This is a genomic window from Phenylobacterium sp. VNQ135, assembly GCF_049445735.1.
GTDB lineage: Bacteria > Pseudomonadota > Alphaproteobacteria > Caulobacterales > Caulobacteraceae > Phenylobacterium.
Genome location: NZ_JBMSDS010000005.1, coordinates 216066 through 237064, shown reverse-complemented (window position 1 = coordinate 237064; position 20999 = coordinate 216066). Strand labels below are relative to the sequence as shown.

The 20999-nt window shown below is 67.8% G+C and carries 15 protein-coding genes; 13 read left to right on the top strand and 2 right to left on the bottom strand.

Annotated features, from left to right (window positions below):
• Positions 1-10 precede the first annotated feature (10 nt).
• The 9 genes from ACO2Q0_RS18840 to ACO2Q0_RS18800 all read left to right on the top strand — a co-directional run bounded on the left by ACO2Q0_RS18840 (position 11) and on the right by ACO2Q0_RS18800 (position 12031).
• Positions 11-1264, top strand: a complete 1254-nt coding sequence (locus ACO2Q0_RS18840; RefSeq protein ID WP_374470389.1) for a TolC family protein — start codon at positions 11-13, stop codon at positions 1262-1264.
• Entirely contained in the window at positions 1261-2457 is a 1197-nt protein-coding gene (locus ACO2Q0_RS18835) for an efflux RND transporter periplasmic adaptor subunit (protein ID WP_293382881.1), read from the top strand. The genes ACO2Q0_RS18840 and ACO2Q0_RS18835 overlap by 4 nt, the downstream gene beginning before the upstream one ends.
• A gap of 8 nt (positions 2458-2465) precedes the next feature.
• Positions 2466-5684 (top strand): efflux RND transporter permease subunit, encoded by a 3219-nt coding sequence (locus ACO2Q0_RS18830; RefSeq protein WP_293382884.1) that lies wholly within the window; start codon positions 2466-2468, stop codon positions 5682-5684.
• Positions 5685-5805: 121 nt separating this feature from the next.
• Positions 5806-6174: a hypothetical protein gene (locus ACO2Q0_RS18825; RefSeq protein WP_423353053.1), complete on the top strand. Its 369-nt coding sequence runs from the start codon at positions 5806-5808 to the stop codon at positions 6172-6174.
• Between the two features lie 32 nt (positions 6175-6206).
• The gene (locus ACO2Q0_RS18820) at positions 6207-6809 is read left to right on the top strand and encodes a cation transporter (RefSeq protein ID WP_423353052.1); all 603 of its coding nucleotides are present in this window, start codon (positions 6207-6209) and stop codon (positions 6807-6809) included.
• Positions 6810-6820: 11 nt separating this feature from the next.
• Positions 6821-9277: a heavy metal translocating P-type ATPase gene (locus ACO2Q0_RS18815; protein WP_423353051.1), complete on the top strand. Its 2457-nt coding sequence runs from the start codon at positions 6821-6823 to the stop codon at positions 9275-9277.
• Positions 9278-9514: 237 nt separating this feature from the next.
• Positions 9515-10009, top strand: coding sequence for a signal peptidase II (gene lspA / locus ACO2Q0_RS18810; protein ID WP_374470387.1), 495 nt, complete (start codon positions 9515-9517; stop codon positions 10007-10009).
• Positions 10006-11250: a cytochrome P450 gene (locus ACO2Q0_RS18805; RefSeq protein ID WP_423353050.1), complete on the top strand. Its 1245-nt coding sequence runs from the start codon at positions 10006-10008 to the stop codon at positions 11248-11250. Before lspA ends, ACO2Q0_RS18805 begins: the two co-directional genes overlap by 4 nt.
• A 52-nt stretch (positions 11251-11302) precedes the next feature.
• A complete protein-coding gene (locus ACO2Q0_RS18800) occupies positions 11303-12031 on the top strand; it encodes a helix-turn-helix domain-containing protein (protein WP_423353049.1) in 729 nt (242 codons plus the stop codon).
• A gap of 18 nt (positions 12032-12049) precedes the next feature.
• Here ACO2Q0_RS18800 and ACO2Q0_RS18795 read toward each other — a convergent pair whose 3' ends face one another.
• The gene (locus tag ACO2Q0_RS18795) at positions 12050-12856 is read right to left on the bottom strand and encodes a sterol desaturase family protein (protein WP_423353048.1); all 807 of its coding nucleotides are present in this window, start codon (positions 12854-12856) and stop codon (positions 12050-12052) included.
• Between the two features lie 237 nt (positions 12857-13093).
• Between ACO2Q0_RS18795 and ACO2Q0_RS18790 the strand changes: the two genes are divergently transcribed.
• Positions 13094-15139, top strand: coding sequence for an NAD(+) synthase (locus ACO2Q0_RS18790; RefSeq protein ID WP_423353047.1), 2046 nt, complete (start codon positions 13094-13096; stop codon positions 15137-15139).
• On the opposite strand, the gene ACO2Q0_RS18785 is transcribed toward ACO2Q0_RS18790, so the two are convergent.
• Positions 15136-17073: an FTR1 family protein gene (locus tag ACO2Q0_RS18785; protein ID WP_423353046.1), complete on the bottom strand. Its 1938-nt coding sequence runs from the start codon at positions 17071-17073 to the stop codon at positions 15136-15138. The genes ACO2Q0_RS18790 and ACO2Q0_RS18785 overlap by 4 nt on opposite strands.
• 163 nt (positions 17074-17236) lie before the next feature.
• Between ACO2Q0_RS18785 and ACO2Q0_RS18780 the strand changes: the two genes are divergently transcribed.
• The 3 genes from ACO2Q0_RS18780 (at position 17237) to ACO2Q0_RS18770 (ending at position 20950) form a co-directional block, all read left to right on the top strand.
• A complete protein-coding gene (locus tag ACO2Q0_RS18780; RefSeq protein WP_423353045.1) occupies positions 17237-18109 on the top strand; it encodes a cation transporter in 873 nt (290 codons plus the stop codon).
• A 64-nt stretch (positions 18110-18173) separates the two neighbouring features.
• Positions 18174-20390 (top strand): tetratricopeptide repeat protein, encoded by a 2217-nt coding sequence (locus ACO2Q0_RS18775; RefSeq protein WP_423353044.1) that lies wholly within the window; start codon positions 18174-18176, stop codon positions 20388-20390.
• A complete protein-coding gene (locus ACO2Q0_RS18770; protein ID WP_423353043.1) occupies positions 20387-20950 on the top strand; it encodes an MAPEG family protein in 564 nt (187 codons plus the stop codon). The genes ACO2Q0_RS18775 and ACO2Q0_RS18770 overlap by 4 nt, the downstream gene beginning before the upstream one ends.
• Positions 20951-20999 lie beyond the last annotated feature (49 nt).

The following is a 20999-nucleotide window of genomic DNA, read 5'->3' as shown; positions in this document are numbered from 1 at the left end:
GAGGGACACCATGAAACCCGACTTCCGCAGCTCGCCTTTGGCGGGACTGCTCTTGCTGGTCAGCCTCGGCGCAGCGGGCGCCGCTATGGCCGAACCTGCGCCGCCCTTCGCCGCACTGCTGGCCCAGGCGCAGGCCACCGCCCCCCGTCTCGCCGAGGCGCGCGCCAACATCGCTCGGGCCGAAGGGCTCGCAAGGCAGGCAGGCGCGATCCCCAACCCGAGCGTGGGACTCGAGATCGAAAACTTCTCCGGTTCCGGTCCCTTCCGCGGGACGAGCCTGTCGGAGACCACCGCGACGATCGGTCAGACTGTCGAGCTTGGCGGCAAGCGCTCGGCGCGGGTCGCGGCTGGGCGTGCGGAAGTCGAGGCGGCTCGCGCCCAGGCCCGCCGGATCGAAGCGGAATACGCCTTCGATTTGGCGGCCGCCTATGCTGATGCCGAGGCGGCCGAACGGAGACTGAAACTCGCCCATGACTCGCGAAGCCTCGCGGAAGAGGATGCGCGCATCGCCACAGCCCTGGTCGCGGCGGGACGGGAGGCCGACCTGCGGCGTCTCCAGGCTCAGGCGGCGGTGCAAGCCGCCCGTGCGGCGGTGGACGAAGCCCAGGCTGCGCGTGCGACTGCCTTCGGCAATCTGACAGCCCTCGCCGGGGCGTCGGCGCCAATCACCTCGATCCCGGTCAGCCTACTCGAGGCGAAAGCTCCACTCTTCTCCGGAGCCAATCCCGCAGCGAACGCGACGACGGCCTTCCTCGCTGCACAGGCTGAGCGAGAAGCGGCGGCGCGACGCCTTAGCGTTGAACGACGTCGAGCCATTCCGGATGTGACCCTCTCCGTCGGCCTGCGCCGTTTCCAAGAGGACGACGCCACCGCGCTCGTCGCGGGCGTCTCTGTGCCCCTGCCGCTGTTCGATCAGAACCGCGGCAATATCGCCGCCGCTCGGGCTGAACAGACAGCCGCCGAGGCCCGGCTGAACGCGGCCAGGCTCGACGCCGAAGCCGCCGTCCGCACCAGCACGGCGCGCATCTCAGCGGCCGAAACCCGGCTCGCGGCAGCCCGCGAGGGCGAGAGCACCGCCGAAGAAGCCTATCGTCTCGCCCGCATCGGGTACGAGGCCGGCAAACTCCCGCTCGCCGAACTGGTCGCCGCCCGCCGCGCCCTGACTGAAGCGCGCGCCCAAACCATTGCAGCCGCCGTCGAGCGGATCAGCGCCCAGGCCGCGCAAGCTCGGCTCAGCGGCGTCGCCACCCCCGGAGTACAATGATGACAATGAAGAGGGACAATGCGCGCCTATATGGCGCGGTCGCGGCCGCAGTGATGCTGGCCGGCGGGGGCGGGTTCGTCCTGTCGAACATGATGAGCAAGCCCGCGGCTCCCGCCGCTGGCGAGGAGCACGCGGAAGAAGGCGCGGAGGAAGAAGGCCACAGCGAAGAGGGCGCCGCAGCGCCCGAAGGAGTCGTTGCGCTCACGCCGACGCAGATCCGCGCTTCCGGAATTCAGCTGGTCGCGGTCACCCGTGGCAGCGGCGGCGAAGTCCGGCTTTCGGGGCGTGTCGAGCCGATGATCGATGCCCGGGCCAGCGTTGGAGCGGCTGTGGCCGGCCGCGTGGAACGGGTTCTCGTAGCCGCCGGGCAATCGGTCCGCGCCGGCCAGGGCCTTGCGGTCCTGGTAAGCGGCGAAGCCGCTACCTTCCGAGCCGACGCCGACGCTGCAGCCGCAGCGGCCGACGCCGCGCGACGCGCCTATCAACGTGACCAGAGCCTTGGCTCCCAGGGGATCGTTGCACGGCAAGAGGTCGAGACGTCGCGAGCTCAAGCGCTCAGCGCCGAGGCGGCGGCGCGGGCCGCCCGTGCGCGGGCGTCGGCGTCGGGGGGGCCGAACGCTGCGGGCCGGTTGACCGTCACCAGCCCGATTTCCGGCGTCGTCACCTCTGTCGCGATCGGGCCTGGCGGCTTCGTCACGCAGGGCGGCGTCGTCGCCGAAGTGACCAACCCCGACCGGGTCGAACTGGTCTTCAATGCACCGCCGAGTGTCGCCACCGGCGTTCGCGCAGGATCCCGGATTCGGGTCCAAGGGCCCACGGGCGAATTTGACGCCGTGATCGTCGGAGTTGCGACGGCTGCCGGCGAGCAGACGGGTGCGACGGTCATCCGCGCACGCGCGGCTGGAGGCGTGCTCCCCCCGGCAGGCTCGGCGGTGACGGGCGCGGTCATCACCGGCGCTGAGGCAGGCGGGCTGACAGTGCCAAGCGATGCCGTTCAGAGCATCGAGGGCTCGAGCGTCGTGTTCGTGGCGGTGAACGGAGGCTTCCGTGCCACACCGGTGCTGGTTGGGCGCCAAGCCGGCGGCCGCACCGAGATCCTCCGCGGGCTGGGCGGCGAGGAGCGGGTCGCCGCGGCCAACGCCTTCCTCCTGAAAGCCGAACTCGCCAAGGGCGAAGCCGAGCACGGACACTAGGACTTCCTATGTTTAAAGCCTTGATCGAAGCGTCCGTACGCTTCCGCTGGTTCGTGATCCTCGCTGTCGCCGTTGTGGCTGGCCTCGGGCTTTTCGAACTCACCCGGCTGCCGATCGATGCAGTCCCGGACATCACCAACCGTCAGGTCCAGATCACGACCGTCGCGCCTTCGCTCGCCCCCGAGCAGATCGAACGGCAGGTCACCTATCCGCTGGAGACCGCCCTTGCGGGGATCCCAGGGTTGACGAGCACCCGCTCACTCTCGCGCAACGGCTTCAGCCAGATCACCGCCGTCTTCACCGACCAGACTGATATCTATTTCGCTCGTCAGCAGGTCGCCGAGCGGATGAGAGAAGCACAGGAGAACCTGCCCGACGGTGTCGAGCCGGCGCTGTCCCCCGTGACCACCGGGCTCGGCGAAGTCCTGATGTGGACAGTCGACTACGCGGCCTTCGACCAGGCGAAGGCGCGGGCTGGGCGGCCGGGTTGGCAGCCGGATGGCGTCTACCTCACGCCCGAGGGAGAGCGGCTGGCGACTCCGCAGCAGAGGGCGACCTACCTGCGCACGGTGCAGGACTGGATCATCGCGCCGCAGATGCGCTCCACCCCGGGGCTGGCGGGCGTGGATACCGTCGGTGGTTATGTAAAGGAGTACGCAGTCCGCCCGGACGCCGCCCGACTGTCAGCCTACAAGCTCAGTCTGGGCGATCTTGTGCAGGCGCTCGAGCGCGCAAACACCCAGGCTGGCGCAGGCTTCGTTCAGCGGGCGGGCGAGGCCCTGGTCGTGCGGAGCGACGCCCTCGCCGGGTCCATTCAGGACCTGGCGCAGGCTCCGGTGGTGAACCGGGATGGTCTGGTCGTGAGGGTCGCAGACGTCGCGACCGTGGAGATCGGACAGGGCCTGCGGCTCGGCGCCGCCAGTCGCGACGGCCACGAGGCCGTTCTCGGCACCGCGCTGATGATCGCCGGGGGCAACAGTCGCACCGTCGCTCAAGCCGCGGCGGAACGGCTGGCAGAAGTGGATGATTCACTTCCGCCCGACGTGGTCGCGATTCCGGTGCTCAACCGAAGCGAGCTGGTCAACTCGACCATCAAGACCGTTGCGCGCAACCTGACCGAAGGCGCGCTTCTCGTCATCGTCATCCTCTTCCTGCTGCTCGGCAACATTCGCGCGGCGACGATCACGGCGCTGATGATCCCGCTCTCCTTCCTGTTCGCGGTGATCGGGATGAACCGGTTCGGGATCAGCGGAAACCTGATGAGCCTCGGTGCCCTCGACTTCGGATTGATGGTCGATGGCGGCGTCGTCGTGATCGAGAATACGCTGCTACTGCTCAGCCAGCGCCGTGCCGAGTTGGGTCGGGTGCTGACCCGACACGAGCGTCTCGGCGCGGCGGTTGAGGCCGCCCGGCAGATGGTCAAGCCCGCCGCCTTTGGTCAGCTCATCATCCTGCTCGTGTTCGCCCCGTTGCTCACCCTCGAAGGCGTCGAAGGCAAGACCTTCCAGCCCATGGGCGCGACGGTCATGCTTGCCCTGGTCGGCGCGTTCATCCTGTCCTTCACCTTCGTGCCTGCCATGGCCGCCTTGCTCGTGCGGGATCCTAAGTCGGTGCACTCGGGCCCAGACGGAAGGGTGGAGGAGCACGAGACTCGCATCCTTCGCTGGGCGCGCCAGCGCATCCAGCCGGCGATCGGAGCGGCGGTGTCGCGACCAAGGATGGTGCTCATGGCGGCGGGCATGGCGCTGCTCGTTGGCGTGATCTCGTTCTTCACACTCGGCCGCGAATTCATCCCGACCCTGGACGAAGGCGATATCGCGATGCAGGCCCTGCGTGTGCCGTCGGCCTCTCTGGAGCAATCCATCGCCATGCAGATGGCGCTTGAGCGCGCCATCAAGGCTCAGCCGGAAGTGGAGACCATGTTCTCCCGCACAGGCACCGCAGAAGCGGCGGTGGATCCCATGCCGCCCAACATCTCCGACAGCGTCATCGTACTGAAGGATCGCAAGGCCTGGCCGGACCCGAGACTTCAGAAAGAGGAACTGATCGAACGAATCGAGAAGGCGGCGGGCCAACAGATCGGCAATAATTTCGAGTTCAGCCAGCCGATCGAACTTCGCTTCAACGAATTGATCTCGGGTGTCCGCACGGACCTGGCTGTGATGGTCTATGGGGACGACTTCGGAACGTTGCAGCGAACAGCCGATCAGGTCGCCGCCGCCCTGCGGCAGACCCCCGGCGCGGCGGACGTGCGGGTCGAGCAGGCCTCCGGCCTGCCCACCCTGACCATCAAAGTCGATCGGTTCGCTGCGGCCAGTTACGGCCTTTCGGCGGCGGACGTGAGTGAGGCCGTCTCGGCGGGCATTGGGGGCGCTGAGGCGGGTCAGATCTTCGAGGGCGACCGCCGTTTCGATGTCGTCGTGCGCTTGCCGGAAGCGGCGCGCAACGATCCCGCCGCCCTTGCAGCTCTGCCAGTCGTGTCGACCTCCGGCGCCGTGGTGCCTCTGGCGTCCGTGGCTCGCATCGACACAGCAGAAGGCCCCAACCAGATCAGCCGGCAGAACGGGAGCCGGCGGATGGTGGTGCAGGCCAACGTTCGAGGCCGCGACCTCGGCGGATTTGTGAGCGACGCCCAGCAGCGCGTCGCGAAAGTCGCCCTGCCCACCGGGGTCTACCTCGACTGGGGCGGTCAGTTCGAGAACCTGCAGCGTGCCGAACAACGGCTAGGACTGGTGATCCCGGTGGTCTTCGTGCTCATCGGCATTCTGCTCTTCATGGCGCTTGGCTCGTTTGCGGAGGCGGCCCTCGTCTTCGCCTGCGTTCCCCTCGCCCTCGTCGGCGGCGCCGTCGCCTTGCTCCTGCGGGGCATGCCCTTCTCCGTCTCCGCGGCTGTGGGGTTCATCGCGGTGTCGGGCGTGGCGACACTGAACGGGCTCGTCCTGATGCAGGCGATCCGCGAGCGCCTGACAGCAGGGCTGCTCCCGAAGGATGCAGCCATCGAAGGTGCGTCTAGCCGGCTACGCGCTGTCCTGACGACCGCTCTTGTCGCCATTGTCGGCTTCATCCCCATGGCCATCGCACACGGCGCAGGCGCTGAGGTGCAAAAGCCTCTCGCCACAGTCGTCATCGGAGGTCTGCTCACAGCAACCGCTCTGACCCTGTTGGTGTTGCCGACGTTTGCCGCCCAGGCGGTCCGACATCGGAGCGCCGAAGGGATTGAGGACTGACACCATGAGCGGAATGGAACGAGGCCCGTTGAAGGTCCGGAGCGGCCGGGTGCGAGGCGCGCCACGGCCGGGCCCCCGGGCTGCCCAGCGGTTCTGCCGTGTAGCGACTCTCGCCACGGGCTTGATCGCTGCGGCGTCCGGCGCGGCCTTGGCCGAGCCGACCCCAGCCGTCGAGCTCGTCGAAGGAGGCCCGCTAAAGATCCTCACCGGCTATCTGCGGGTCGGCGAACATCCGGCCGTGGTCCGCGGCTTGGTGCGCCGCCGCCCAACGTCCAGGCTCCCCACTGGGGGCCACCTGGATGTCGCCGCCTTCGACCGGCAGGGCGGCCTGCTGGCGTTGAAGCACGTCCGATGGCGCGGCTCCCTCGTGGGCCGGCATCCGGCAGCAGCGGCCTATACCGCTCGCCTCGGAGTGCCCGCGGACCTCATCGGTCGCATCCGGGTCAACTACGCACCCGCGGGCGCGCACCCCATCGGCCCCGAGCAATGAGGGAGGTCTCCGAAGTCAACTGCCAAGGAGACATGGCCGCATTGAGCGACGTCGACCGTGCGCAACGGCAGACCTTGCTTTGGGTGTTCGTGCTCAACGCAGCGCTGTTCGTCAGCCTTGGCCTAGCCGGTCTGCTCGCCGACTCGAGCGCGCTGATCGCCAACGCCGTTGACAACGCATCAGACGCCGCCGTCTACGCGATCAGCTTCTTGGCCGTCGGCCGCGCCGCCGTCTGGAAACGCCGAGCGGCGGGGGTCTCCGGTATCATGCTGCTGATCTTCGCGGGCGGCGTGCTTCTGGACGTGATCCGCCGCTGGTGGCTCGGAACCGAGCCCGTCGGTTGGACCATGATGGCCCTGGCGCTCGTCGCTGCGGGCGTGAACCTCGTTTGCTTATTCCTCCTGCGCCGTGCGCAAAGCGACGACGTGAACATGCGCGCGGCAGAGACCTTCAGCCTCAATGACTTCGCGTCCAACGGCGGCATCCTCGTCGCCGGGGCCTTGATCATGTGGCTGAACCAGGCCTGGCCGGACTTGGTCGTGGGCGTGCTGGTGGCCCTGATCGCGGCGAAGGGCGGGCTGGAAATTCTACGGGACGCGGCCGAGAGCCGCGCAGAGCCCGCGACGGAAAGTTGAAAGGACGCGCTGTGGCTGAAGACAAGCTTCGTCTCGAGATCCCGGTCCTGCTGCCGGCCGCCGCGGAGGCTTGCGAGCGCTGTGTGCAGCAACTCGCGGAGGTCCTTGCCTCAAGGCCCGGGGTCGCCGAAGCGCATGTGCAGGGCCGCGAGGACGCGGTGCTCTGCGTGCACTTCGATCCAGCCCAAATCTCTGCGTCCCAGGTTCGCGCCCTGGCCGTGCAGCAGGGCGCCCGCCTCGCAAGCGCCTCCGGCCACGCCAACTTTCGCCTGAGCCAGCCGCTGCATGCCCGCGCCGCCCGGACCCTGGCGGACGACCTCCGAGGCCGTCCGGGGGTGCTCCACGCCGATGTGGGCGTGACCGGCGCGGTCCTGGTCGAGTTCGACCCCGCGAAGGTCGAGCCCGTCGCCCTGGAGGCCTACCTGCTGGAGCGCGCGGCCGCCCTTGGGCAGTCAAACGCGGAAGCCGCACGACGCAAGTCCTCCGCGAAGGAGGGCGAGCACGGGGGCCACGAGCACAAGCCGGGAGAGGGACGCGAGCACAAGCACGGTGGCCCGTTCGGCGAGCGGACGGAACTGGTCTTCGCCGGGCTGTCCGCCGTGGTGTTGCTGATCGGCTGGCTTGCGTCCTTCCGCCTTGAGGGCGCTATCCCGCTGGCCTTCTATCTCCTGGCGTACGGGTTCGGCGGCTACTTCACGCTGCGCGAAGCGCTCGAAAATCTCCGTAAGCGCCGCTTCGAGATCGACACGCTGATGCTGGTCGCCGCGGCGGGTGCGGCGGCGTTGGGCGAGTGGGCCGAAGGCGCCCTGCTGCTCGTGCTCTTCAGCCTAGGCCATGCACTGGAACACTACGCGATGGGGCGGGCTCGCAAGGCCATCGAGGCGCTGGCCGAACTGGCGCCGGAGCGCGCAAGCCGCAAGCGTGGCGACACCTTCGAAGATGTCCCCGTCGAGGCGCTCGAGATCGGCGACATCGTCATGGTTCGGCCCAACGAACGGCTGCCGGCCGACGGGGTCGTCGTCGTAGGCGAGAGTTCGGTCAATCAGGCCCCCGTCACCGGCGAGAGCATGCCGGTCGACAAGCGCGCGGCGGGCCACGACATCGCATTCGAAACGGCCGATGCCGCGCAAAAGGTGTTCGCGGGCACCATCAATGGGGTTGGAGCCCTGGAGGTGCGCGTGGCGCGCCTCTCCGGTGAGTCGACCCTAGCTCGTGTGGTCACCATGGTCGCCGAGGCCGAGGCGCAGCGCTCGCCCACCCAGCGCTTCACCGACAAGTTCGAACGGATCTTCGTCCCGGCCGTCCTCCTGGGTGTCTTCGCCCTGATGTTCGCCTGGGTCGTAGTCGATGAGCCGTTCAGCGTGAGCTTCTACCGGGCGATGGCGGTCCTGGTCGCCGCCAGCCCCTGCGCCTTGGCGATCTCCGTCCCGAGCGCCGTCCTCAGCGGCGTGGCTCGCGCAGGACGCGGCGGCGTCCTCGTGAAGGGGGGCGGGCCGCTGGAGAACCTTGGGAGGCTGCAGGCTCTGGCGTTCGACAAGACCGGCACCCTGACGGAGGGACGCCCCCGCGTCACCGACGTCGTGCCTGCCGTGGGGGTCGACGAAGCGCGGCTCCTTGAGACGGCGGCGGCGGTCGAGGGGCTGAGCGACCATCCGCTTGCGGCAGCGGTGGTCACGGCGGCCACTGAAAGGCTGCCTGGCCCGCCCGGACGCGCCGAAGCGGTGGAGAGCATCACCGGACAAGGTGTCCGCGGGCGCTTTGGCGGTGAAGACGTCTTCATCGGGAAGCTCAAGCTCTTCGAGACCGTTCCGGGGGCGCCCGTGCCCGAGCAGGTGCGCAGTGAAGTCGAGCGGCTCTCCAGCTCAGGGCGGACCGTCATGGTAGTTCGGAGCGGCGAGACCTACCTCGGCGTGATCGGCCTACAGGACACGCCGCGCGAGGGCGCCGCAGAGGTCATCGCCGCCCTCCGCCGGCTGGGCGTCAAGCGCATGATCATGCTGTCGGGCGACAATCAGGGCGTTGCTGACGCCATCGCCGCCAAGCTCGGTCTGACCGACGCCCGCGGCGGACTGATGCCGGAGGACAAGGTCGCCTTCATCAAGGCCCTTCGCGAGCAAGCAGGCGGCGTCGCGATGGTCGGGGACGGCGTCAACGATGCGCCGGCCATGGCGAACGCGACCGTGGGGATCGCGATGGGCGCAGCCGGATCCGACGTGGCGCTCGAGACCGCAGACGTCGCCCTAATGGCGGACGACCTGCGGCGACTGCCCTTCGCGGTCAGCCTAAGCCGTCAGACCAGCGCCATCATCAAGCAGAACCTGCTCGTGAGCCTTGGGATGGTCGCCTTCCTGATCCCGGCCACCATTTTCGGCCTAAAGATCGGCGCCGCCGTTGTTTTCCACGAAGGGTCGACGCTCCTCGTAGTGTTCAACGCCCTGCGCCTGCTGGGCCATCGGGACAAGCCCTGAAATTGCTGTGCTTCAGCAAGCACTGCTACAGTCCTGCCAGCGATTGCAGTGGCTCGCACGTCGCGACGTTGGGCTGCGCAGTCCCTTTGCGGCGGCGCTGGACCGAGCGCGCTTCCCTGAAGCTCTGTCAGCGGGCCGCCGGCGCAGGCCGATCCGCTCGCGCGCTCGAGCGGCGCCAGATCGGGCTTGATCCTCTAGCAGCTAGAGGTGGCAGGCTGAGCAGCAAAAGGAGCCTCGATGCACAGGACGCTTGGACTCACCCTTAGCCTCGGCGTGCTCGCGGCCGATCAGGCCACCAAGCTCATAGCGCGCGCCCACCTCACGGAGCCCGCGACCCTGGGGCCGTCTCTGAACCTGCAGCTCGGGTCCAATACCGGCGTCACGTTCGGACTCTTCGCCGGCTCAGGCGAACTTGGGCGCTGGCTGCTGGTCGCCGGCACGGCGGCAGTCGCGCTGTGGCTCATGGCATGGATGTGGCGCGAGCGCCGTCTCGCCGTGGCGGCGCCGCTCGCGCTGATTGTCGGTGGCGCCCTAGGGAACATCGTCGACCGGGTCCGCCTCGGCGCAGTGACCGACTTCATCGACGCCCACATCGGCGATTTCCATTGGCCGACCTTCAATCTCGCAGACACCGCGATCACCGTCGGTGTCGCATGGCTGCTGCTCACCTCGCTTGGCCGGCAGGCCTCCGCCACCGCCCCATCCAGTCCGCCAGCGAAAGGGCATCCATGACCGCCCGCCACCAGCCGCCGCATGACGCCACTCTAGCCCTAGTGACTGACCCCTATCGCTTCATCTCCAAACAGTGCGATCGGATCGGCGCAGACGGCTTCGAAACGCATGTCCTCTTCAAGGACACGATCTGCCTGAAAGGACCGGAAGCCGCGGCCCTCTTCTACGACGTGGACCGGTTCAAGCGAGAAGGCGCCATGCCGTCGCCAATCCGCAAGACCCTGCTCGGCGATGGGGGCGTTCAGGGGCTCGACGGTGACGCACATCGCCGCCGCAAGCAGCTGTTCATGGACCTGATGGCGCCTGAGCGCATCAGGGTGCTTGGAGAGCTTTTCGAAGCGGAACTAATGCGTGCCGCGGCGGGCTGGGCCTCGGACGGCCGCGAGATCACCTTCTACGATGAACTGCATCCGATGCTCACGCGTGCGGTGTGCGCGTGGGCAGGCGTGCCGATCGAAGCGGCCGAGGTCCAGCGCCGCGCGCGAGAACTCCGAGCCCTGTTCGATGCGGCCGGCGCGCGCGGCCCTCGACACCTCTGGTCCCGCTACGCACGCCGCAAGGTCGATCATTGGCTCTCGCGGGTTGTGGAGACGATCCGGGACGGTGGCCAGACACCGGATGAGGACACTGCCGCCTTCCGGATCGCGCATGCGCGGGAGCTCAACGGCGAGCTGCTCGCGGCGAACATCGCCGCCGTCGAGCTCGCCAACGTGCTGCGCCCCACCGTCGCGACCGCTGTCTACGTGGTCTTGCTCGCCCACGCCCTGCACACCCATCCGGAAGCGGCACAGGTCGCGCGTGAGGGACCGGTGCAACGCAACGCCTTCATCCAGGAGGTGCGCCGCTTCTACCCGTTCTTCCCGTCGCTCATCGCGCGCGTGCGGCAGCCCTTCACCTGGCGCGGCCTCAGCTTCCCGGCGGACCGGCAGGTGATTCTGGACCTGTACGGCACCAACCACGATCCGTCCGCCTGGGCCGATCCGGACGCCTTTCGGCCCGGACGGTTCGCCGCCCATCCGCCCGGTCCGTTCGACTTCGTGCCGCAAGGAGGCGGTGACCATCTGGCCGGCCACCGCTGCCCGGGCGAGTGGATCGTAGTTGAGATCATGGAGCGCGCCTTCGAGGTGCTGACCCGAAGGATTCGCTACGAGGTCCCCCAGCAGGACCTCGGGCTCGACTTCGGGCGATTGCCGGCCTTGCCGCGCAGCCGTTTCGTCATGCGCGGCGTTAGCCTGAACTGATGGCGCCGGACGGCGCTTTGACCGGTCGATGGATCGGACTGTGGAATCGCTCATGAGCCGGCCTGCCAGGGGCAAGGAGAAGCCGGGCTGGGCCGGCGCGCTGGAGCTGGGGGCGACATGGGCGGTCTGGCGCGGCGCGGTGGGCGACGCCGCCGTCCACCGTCACTTCGCCGCACGGGCTGTCCTGAGCACCGAGCCGCTCACGGTGCACGATGCCGAGGGACGCAGCGCCTCCGCTCACTGCGTCCTGATCGATCCCCTGACGCCCCATCGCCTCGTGGCGTCCCCTTCGGCCGAGCTCATCTTCCTGGAACCCTCGCGCTATGTGGCGGCGGAGTTGGAAGCCAAGCTGCAGCAAGTCCGGCAAATGCGGTCTCTTGCCGTGTTGAGGGGCGCGCCGGGGGAAGAGTTTTGGGCGAGGTGGCTGTCGTCGCCCACGCCTGCGCCCCGGCCCCTGGATCCGCGCCTCCAGGCGGCGATGCTTGTGCTCGAGGAGGATCTATCGGAGGGGCCTACGCCCCTCAAGCGGGCGGCCGCCGTCGCGGGCTTGTCTCCTGAGCGCTTCCGCCACCTCTTCGCAGAGGAGGTCGGTTTGCCCTATCGGCGCTTCCTGCTCTGGCGGCGGCTTCGCCTGGCCGCCGAGCATCTCCTGGCTGGCCGTGACGCCACGGTCGCCGCGCATGCTGCGGGTTTCGCCGACGCCGCGCACCTCGCCCGCACCCTCAAGGCCACGTTCGGGGTAACCGCCAGCCAACTCCACCTCGCGACGCCCAGCGCCTAGGCCGGCGAGCGCCTGGTCTCAGCTGATTTTCCGAAACGGGGCCGCCAGCTGGGCGACATAGTCCGTCGGATAGTTCGGCTGATCGCCGATGCCGATGTCGTCGGAGCTGAGGCGCTTGCTGCGATCGTAGTACGCCGTGCGCAAAAGATAATCCCAGAGACAGGTGAACAGTCCAAAGTTCACGTCGCCGACGCCGGGCCACTTCTGGTGATGGAAGCGATGCACGGGCGCCCAGGCCATCACGTAGCGCAGCGGTCCGAGCCGCATGTCGACATTGGCATGCTGCAGCAGGAGCTGGATCGCGACCGCGAAACCGAGAAGGACGCCGATCTGGAGCGGCATGCCCATCAGGATCAGGGGCGCAGTCCCGGCGAGCGTCTCCACGGCTTGGTGCACAGGATGCTTCATGAGGCCGTTGAAGCCGTACATCCGCTTCACTGAGTGATGGACGGCGTGGAAGCGCCAGAGCCATTGGAACTTGTGGCTGAAGTAATGGCAAAGGGTGATCCCGAGGTCCGCCACGAGGATCGCAAGCACCAGCTGAGCCCAGATCGGCCAGGCGGCCGGCCAGAGGCCCGCGGCCGGCGACAGCAGGGTCAGCACAGGGATCAGTGCTGCGCCGGCGTAGACGCTGGCTTCGTTGACCAGCGCGTGCAGGACATCGCGGCGGCTATCCCCGCGCGGTCTGTTCCAGATCGGTTCGTAGGGAATGACCCGCTCCACGAGGAACGAAACCGCGATAGCGGCGCCGAGCAGCGGAGCAAGCCAGGCCAAGGACCGACCGCTCGCGACGAGCCCCAGCCCCGCGCCGATGAACCCGAACATGAACCCCGGGGCATAGGCCACCCTCAAAACCCAAAGCATGAAAGCTCCCTCGCTTGCGGGCGAAAGCTAGGCGACCTTGCAAGCCCGGGCTTGAACAAGGCGGCTGCGCCAGCCGGCCTCCCAACAGCCGCTCCGTTCAAGCCAAGGATCTGAGGCGACGTCCCTCTGGGCAGCCCACGCCGCAACCGCTCCCGCCCCTCGCGGCTTTGCTCCGGGTGACAGCGGAGGTGAGCACCCGTGACCTCGAACTTCTATGCCATTCACACGCAAGGCTTGGTGCGTGTGGCCGTCTGCACGCCGCGCGTAGCGGTCGGCGACCCCGGCTTCAACGCCGACGAAACCTTAGCCCTTGCGAAAGATGGCCATGCCCGCGCCGTCGACCTCATGCTCTTCCCGGAGCTGGGACTGTCGGCCTACGCCATCGACGATCTGTTGCTGCAGGACACCCTGGTGCGCCGCGTGGAACTTGAGCTCGCACGTTTGGTCGAGGCGAGCACCGCGCTCTCCCCAGTGCTGATCGTCGGCGCCCCGGTCGCCCACAATGGCCGGCTCTACAACTGCGCGATTGCAATTTCTCGCGGGCGGATCTTGGGCGTCGTGCCGAAGAGCTTCCTGCCGAACTATAGGGAGTATTACGAAAACCGCTGGTTTGCTCCCGGCGCAGGCGTTGTCGGGCTGCAGACGCAGATCGCCGGGCAATCCGTTCCATTCGGAACGGACCTTCTCTTCACGGCGGCCGATCTGCCGGATTTCGTCTTCCACATGGAGATGTGTGAGGACTTCTGGGCCGCGACGCCGCCGTCCACTCAGGCCGCACTCGCGGGCGCGCTGATCCTCTGCAATCTGTCCGCCTCCAACATCGTGGTCGGCAAAGCCGACGACCGGGCATTGCTTTGTGCGTCCCAGTCGCTGCGCTGCCAGGCGGCCTATCTCTATTCGGCGGCCGGACCGGGCGAGAGCACAACGGACCTCGCCTGGGACGGTCAGGCGACCATTCACGAGCTTGGCGTGCTGCTCGCCCAGACGGATCGCTTCCCCGCCAAGGCGCAGATGGCCGTGGCGGACGTCGACGTGGAACGCCTGCGGCTCGAGCGCATGCGCACACCCACTTTCAACAACGCCGCTGTGGCGTCCGGGCGTCCTGAGACCTGCTTCCGCCGGGTCGAATTCCACCACAAGCCAAGTTTCCAGGACGTCGGTCTGCTACGCGCGATTGACCGGTTCCCGTTTGTACCGGACGACCTCGCGCGCCTCGACAAGGATTGCTACGAGGCCTTCAATATCCAGGTCCAGGGACTCGCCAAACGTCTCGACGCCACCAAGTCCAGGCACATCGTGGTCGGCGTGTCCGGCGGCCTGGATTCCACCCACGCTCTCATTGTCGCGGCCAAGGCCTTCGACGCGCTCGGCAAGCCCCGCTCCGACATTCTCGGCTTCACCATGCCGGGCTTCGCAACCAGCGAGGGCACGAAGTCGAACGCCTGGCGACTGATGCGGGCGCTCGGCGTCACCGGGGAAGAGATCGACATCAAGCCGGCCGCACGCCAGCTTCTCACCGACCTCGGTCATCCCTTCGCCGCGGGGGAACCGTTGTACGACGTCACCTTCGAAAATGTTCAGGCTGGGCTGCGGACGGATTACCTGTTCCGGCTCGCCAACCAGCGCGGCGGCTTCGTGCTCGGGACGGGCGACCTGTCGGAGCTGGCGCTCGGCTGGTGCACCTACGGCGTGGGTGACCAGATGAGCCACTACAATGTCAATGGCTCGGTGGCGAAGACGCTGATCCAGCACCTGATCCGCTGGGTCGCGACCACGGGCCAGTTCGACGCCGACGCCTCCCAGACGCTGCTTTCGGTGCTGAGCACGGAGATCTCGCCGGAGTTGGTGCCGGCCGACGCCTCGGGGGCGATCCAGAGCACCCAGGCCAAGGTCGGGCCCTACGAGCTGCAGGACTTCAACCTCTACTACATTACCCGCTACGGCCTGCGGCCCTCGAAAGTCGCCTTCCTCGCCTGGCACGCCTGGAAGGACCGCGATGCTGGGCATTGGCCGGCGCATTTCCCCGCCGAGGCGCGCAACGCTTACGACTTGGCGGCCATAAAGTACTGGCTAGGCGTGTTCCTGTTCCGCTTCTTCGAGATCAGCCAGTTCAAGCGCTCAGCGATGCCGAACGGCCCCAAGGTGATCTCGGGCGGCAACCTCTCCCCGCGCGGCGACTGGCGCGCCCCGTCGGACGGCTCCGCCCGTATCTGGCTCGATGAACTCGATGCGAATGTGCCCTAGACCCGCGCCTCGGCCTGGGCGCGCCGGCCCGCCGCCCAGAACCCGACCACCACGACGGTCAGCGTGAGCAGCTGAGCCAGGAGCCCTTCCCAGGTCGGGAACACGCCGAGCACCTCAATTCGCGGCAGCGCCGCCAGGGGTCTGACATCGAGCATCCCCGCTTCCTGCAAACCCGCCACGCCTTTCCCGGCGAGCACCACGGCCAATACGGCGATGAGGATCGAGCTGTAGGAGAAGAACTGCGCGATGGGCAGGCGCTTGCTGTAGCTCAGCAGCGCCCAGGCGATCACCGCCAGGCAGATGACCGCCAAGCCCGCGCCGGACACCATCGCGAGCTGCCCCCCCTGACTCCAGAGGGCGGCGTAGAACAGGATGGTCTCGAACACTTCCCGGTAGACGACGACGAAGGCCAACAGGAACAGGAACCAGGCCGACCGCTTTGACAGCGCCGTCGACAGCTTGTCGCGAATATACGCCTGCCACGCGCCCGCCTGGGCCTTCCCATGCATCCACACCCCCACAGAGATCAGCACGACTGCGGAGACCAAGGACCCGAACCCTTCGGTCAGTTCGCGGCTCGCTCCGCTGATGGAGATGAGGTAGGTCGCCGCCGCCCAGGTCAGCCCCCCCGCCAGAAGGGCGGCGATCCAGCCGCCGTGGACGTAGGGCAGTACGTCCTGGCGTTCGGCCTTCCGTAGGAAGGCGATCATCGCGATCACGATCAGAAGCGCCTCGACTCCCTCCCGCAGCAGAATGGTGAAGGCGCCGAGGAAGGTTGAGGCGGCGCTGGCCTGCTCCGGCGCGAGCACCCGCGCAGCTTCATCGAACAACCCATCCAGCCCTCGGACCTGCGCGGCCACTTCGGCCGACGGCGCGCCGCGGGCAAGGCTGGCCCGGAGCTCGCCCATGGACGCCTCGACCCTCGCCATCAGGGCGCCGTCTCGCGCGCGCAGCAGAGGTTCGACAGGCTCGAACCCGTCAAGATACGCCGATAGCGCGAGCTCCTCAGCCCGCTTTCGATCGCCCGCGTCGTAGGCGTTCAGGCTTTCCGCGAGTTTGCGGCGGGCGACGTCCAGCCCGCCATCCGACCTCGGCGCTACAGCCTCCGGATGGCGGCGCAGATAAGCCATGATTTGGGTGGCCTGCGGCTCGCCTACGCGGGCCGCCAGAGCTGCGGGGGTCGTTTGGGTCAGGACCTGTAGGTCGGGGACGACGGCGTGCAGCTGCGACCCCGCGCGCCACGCCTGCTCGCCGGCGCGCTCGGCCTCTCGGGAATAGGCGAAGGTCCCAACATAGTACGCCAGCGCCCAGCGATCGTCGGACGACAGGTGGGCGAAGCTGGGCATGGCCGTGCCGTCGAGCCCCTGGCCAATCACCTGATACAGACCGAAGAGGCTCCGCTCGTTGGCGCGCGCCACGTCGGTGAAGGCGATCGGCGGCGGGTCCAGCCCTTTGGCGTTGGGGCCGTCCCCCCTGCCGACGGCGCCGTGGCAGGACGCGCACTGCTCGGCGTAAAGGGCCGCACCCCGGACCAGGTTTGGGGCCTGCTGCGGCGCGAGCGGCACGGGGTACGCTTTTAGCAAATCGGCCGCGAGGGTTCGGGCCCGGCGCGCCACGTCGGCAGGCTCGGCACGATGATCCACGGATCCGACGAGTGCGTTCGCCTCTGCAAGGAGCTGCGGTTTGGCGGAACTCGCCGGCAGGGCGGCGATGCGGCTGCGCACCGACGCGGAGAATTCCCGCATCTCCGCATACTCGGCCTCGCTTACGATCCGGCCGTCGGCGACAGCGCCGGGGTAATCCACCGCAATATAGTCCAGCAGGCGCCAGGCGACGGCGGCGGAGGGCGGCGCGTCCTGGGCAACGGCGGTGGCGGGAAGTTGGGCGGCCACGAGAAGGGCGACCGCAAGGAAGAGGCGTGCGAGCGCCGGCATCGAAGCGTCCTGAGTGCGACTGCGAATAGGTCTTAACAGCACGATACATGCTCAAGTCGCTAGAGGATCAAGAGCCGGCTTGGCGAGGCTCCGGAGAGCCGCCGCAACGGCTTGATCCTCAAGCCGCTAGAGCAATTAGAGTGGCCACATCGGGAGAAAACACATGTCGAACACGACAGCCGCCGCAGAGTCACTCCGGTACCGTGTGACCGGCATGGATTGCTCCAGCTGCGCGGAAAAGATCCAGTCGGCGGTGGCCAAGCTGCCTGGTGTCCAGGAAGCGCGTGTCTCCATCGCGTCTTCGATGATGACGTTGAAGGTCGACGATGCCGCGAAGCTTGTGCCGACCGTAGAGGCCACGGTCACCGACCTTGGCTATCATCTCGACCGCGATGAGCCTTCGGCGACGGCGGATGACGATGAGCTCCCGAAGAACCTCAGCCATATCACGCCCGCCTACCGGCGGGCGCTCTGGATCGTGGTGCTGATCAATGCCGGCTACGGCCTGGTGGAGATCGTCGCCGGCTTCGTCGCCGGCTCGCAGGCGCTGAAGGCGGACGCCCTCGACTTCATGGGCGACGGGCTCATCACGTTCCTGGGCCTACTGGCGATCGGCTGGTCCCTCGTCTGGCGCGCGCGCTCGGCGCTCATCCAAGGCTTGTTCCTGGCGGCGCTCGGCGTCGGGGTGCTTCTGAACACGGCCTATCGCGTGCTGGTGCTGAATCAGCCCGAGGCCGAGCTCATGGGCGTATTCGGGGCGATCGCGCTGGTGGCGAACGTTGCGGCGGCGCTCATCCTGATCCCCCACCGTGCCGGCGACGCCAATGTCCGCGCCGTCTGGCTCTTCTCTCGTAACGACGCCCTGGGGAACCTCGCCGTGGTGATCGCCGCAGGCCTGGTGTTCTGGACCAAGACCGCTTGGCCTGATCTCGTCGTGGCCGTGATCATCTCGGGGCTCTTCCTCCAATCTGCGTGGTCGATCATTCGCGATGCCAGGGCCGATTTGAGGGAGGCGCGGTCGCTGAGCGCGGCTTGATCACCGCATGAGACGGTTTCCGCCTCCGCCGCCGCGCCTCACGCCTGCGGGGCCACCTCAGGCGATGGCCGACCTGCAGCAGGCGGTGGCGCACGTGAACGCAGGCCGATGGCCTGAGGCAGAGAAGCACGCCCGAAAGGTTCTCGCGGCAAGGCCCTCGGATCCCTCAGCGCTAAACGTCCTGGGCACGATCGCCTTGAACAGCGGGCGGTCAGACGACGCCATCGCATGGTTTGAAAAGGCGGCCAGTGGGCAGCCGAAGAACCCGTTCATTCAGTTCAATCTCGGTGAAGCCCATCGACGGCTGCAGGCTTACGAGATCGCGGCGACGTTCTTCCAACGGGCCGCAGCTCTCAAGCCAGACTTCGCAGAGGCGTTTGCTGCGGCCGGCGACGCTTATCGTCTGATCGGACGACGGTCCGACGCGGAGCGTTGCTACCGCTCTGCACTGAAACGAGCGCCCGCACTGCCGACCGCCCTCAATGGGCTAGGTCTCTTGTGCCTGCAGAGCGGCGACGCCGCGGGAGCTGCGGAAGGCTTCGATAGGGGTAGAAAGGCGACGCCGGCGGGGCACCCCCTGCGTGCGATTTTGCTGGCGAACCTCGGCCTCGCGCGCCTGCAACTCGGTCACGGCATGGAAGGGCTGGCGTTGCTCGCCCAGGCCGTGGAGGCCGCGCCCGGCGACGCCGAGGCCTGGCGGCGCCTTGCTGGCGCACTCCGCCACACTCGGTTAGCGCCCCCGACGCCGGCATTCAGAGAGATCTTGCTGCAGCTGTTCGACCGGCCGGACGTCAACCCCCGCAATCTGGCGACTGCCGCCATAGCAGTGTTGCGGCAGCAGCCAGAGATTGATCGTCTCCTCGAAAGTATCGCCGGGGCGCCCGGTCAGCTCGCAGAGACATTGGAGCGCGAGGCGACGACAGCCTCCCAGCTGATCCAGGATCACCTATTCCAAACCTTGCTGGCCACCGCCCCCGTGCCCGACGTGGCCATCGAACTCGTGCTCGTCCAACTGCGCGCCGATCTCCTGAGGCTCACGGAGGGGGCGGCCGAACGCCTTGAGGAAGAGCTCAGCATTGCGATCGGTCTCGCCCGGCAGGCGTTCCTCAACGAGTACGTCCTATTCGCCGCGCCGGCCGAGCAGACTCGCGTGGCCAGCCTGATCACGGACCTCGACCGCGAGGACCTCGGACAGCGGGCGGGCGATCTCACCAAGATCGCGATCGTCGCCGCCTATCGTCCGCTCGCCGCAACCCCGCTCGCTGCGCGGCTCCGGGGCGCCGCCCTGCCGGTTCTCGCCGACCTCCTTCGCGAGCAGCTCAGTGAGCCGGATGAGGAAGCCGAGCTGCGCGCCCGAATGCCCGTCCTCAAGCCTCCCACAGACGCCGTCTCGCGGGCCGTCCAGCAACAGTACGAGCAGAACCCTTACCCGCGCTGGACGCGCTGCAGCCTCGGCGAGCCGCTGCCCTTCCGAAGGGCTGTCCAGAACGCCCTGCCTGACCTGCCGGCTGGCGACATCCCCGATCTCGCCCGCCCAAGGGTGTTGATCGCCGGCTGCGGCACCGGGCTGGAGACCATGCGGGTCGCGACGACCTATCGCGGGGCCTCCATCCTGGCGATTGACCTCAGCGCCGCCAGTCTCGGCTACGCCATGCGCAAGGCTCGGGAGTACAGGCTCACGGATGTGGAACACCTGCAGGCGGACATCCTGGACCTAGCCGCCTTGGAGGAACGTTTTGACCTCATCGACAGCTTCGGCGTGCTCCATCACATGGAGGATCCGGCGCAGGGGCTGCGTAATCTTGCCGGGCTGCTGAGCTCATCTGGGCTCCTCTTCGTCGGCCTCTACAGCGAAATCGGTCGACGTGCGGTCGTCGAAGCGCGCGCCCACATTGCGCGCGCCGGATATCGCGACGACGCGGATGGCATCCGGGCGCTCCGCCGTTCCCTGATGCTCGATGGTGCGCCACCCGCGCTGCAGGCCGTAATGAGCCCCGCGTCCGACTTCTGGACCCTTTCGGACTGTCGTGACCTCCTGTTCCACGTGAACGAGCAGCGTTTCACCCTGCCTCAGATCGGGGCGATGTTCGAGGTGGCGGGTCTCGAATTCCTCGGCGTCCAGTTCGGCCATACCGCCGACCGGACGCGATATTTGGCGCAGAACCGCCGCTCGGGCGCCTTGCGTGATCTTCGCGCCTTGCATCGCCATGAGCTCGACCACCCCGAGATCTTCGGGGACACCTATCGGCTTTGGGCCCGCGCGAAGAGGTCACCGCAATGACCAAGCCGCCCACGCCGCCAAGGGTTGATCTCCCGAAGGAACAGCGCACCGTTAAACTTGGAGCGCTCCTGGCCGTCGCCGTCTGCGGATCAACCCTGGCGCTCGCCTGCCTGGCGCTCCCCCGACTCCTCGCTTTTCCGCAGGACCTCGCCGAGCGCCTCGCGTTTGCGCTGAGAGCCGACCTGCTGATCGCGCTGTGGGTCGTTCTGGCCGTGCGGATGGTGGCGAAGGTGCGGTTCACCTCCGCCGAGGACAACGCCGGTTCCGCGTACAGCCGGCCGAGCGTCCGCCTCGCCGTCCCAGCAGCCTTTCTGCAGAACACCCTAGAGCAGGCCTTCATTGCGGTGGTTGGCCATCTGGCGCTCGCCACAACCTCCGGCGAGGCGCCGCTCGCCTATATTGCGTGTGCCGTAGCGCTCTTCTGCCTCGGCCGCCTGACCTTCTTGCGCGGCTACCCGCAAGGCGCCGGTGGACGCGCCTTTGGCGTCGCCACGACTGCAATTCCGAGCGTGGGGGCCTATGCCTGGACCCTGATCGAGATTGCCCGAGACCTGTTGTGACGGCGCAATCCGCGAACCAAGGCAGACCCTGGGCCATCGCAGCCGCAGA

Coding starts and splice junctions, on each gene's coding strand:
- ACO2Q0_RS18840 (WP_374470389.1), top strand. CDS start 11: ATGAAACCCGACTTCCGCAGCTCGCCTTTGGCGGGACTGCTCTTGCTG.
- ACO2Q0_RS18835 (WP_293382881.1), top strand. CDS start 1,261: ATGATGACAATGAAGAGGGACAATGCGCGCCTATATGGCGCGGTCGCG.
- ACO2Q0_RS18830 (WP_293382884.1), top strand. CDS start 2,466: ATGTTTAAAGCCTTGATCGAAGCGTCCGTACGCTTCCGCTGGTTCGTG.
- ACO2Q0_RS18820 (WP_423353052.1), top strand. CDS start 6,207: ATGGCCGCATTGAGCGACGTCGACCGTGCGCAACGGCAGACCTTGCTT.
- lspA (WP_374470387.1), top strand. CDS start 9,515: ATGCACAGGACGCTTGGACTCACCCTTAGCCTCGGCGTGCTCGCGGCC.
- ACO2Q0_RS18805 (WP_423353050.1), top strand. CDS start 10,006: ATGACCGCCCGCCACCAGCCGCCGCATGACGCCACTCTAGCCCTAGTG.
- ACO2Q0_RS18800 (WP_423353049.1), top strand. CDS start 11,303: ATGAGCCGGCCTGCCAGGGGCAAGGAGAAGCCGGGCTGGGCCGGCGCG.
- ACO2Q0_RS18795 (WP_423353048.1), bottom strand. CDS start 12,856: ATGTTCGGGTTCATCGGCGCGGGGCTGGGGCTCGTCGCGAGCGGTCGG.
- ACO2Q0_RS18785 (WP_423353046.1), bottom strand. CDS start 17,073: ATGCCGGCGCTCGCACGCCTCTTCCTTGCGGTCGCCCTTCTCGTGGCC.
- ACO2Q0_RS18780 (WP_423353045.1), top strand. CDS start 17,237: ATGTCGAACACGACAGCCGCCGCAGAGTCACTCCGGTACCGTGTGACC.
- ACO2Q0_RS18775 (WP_423353044.1), top strand. CDS start 18,174: ATGGCCGACCTGCAGCAGGCGGTGGCGCACGTGAACGCAGGCCGATGG.
- ACO2Q0_RS18770 (WP_423353043.1), top strand. CDS start 20,387: ATGACCAAGCCGCCCACGCCGCCAAGGGTTGATCTCCCGAAGGAACAG.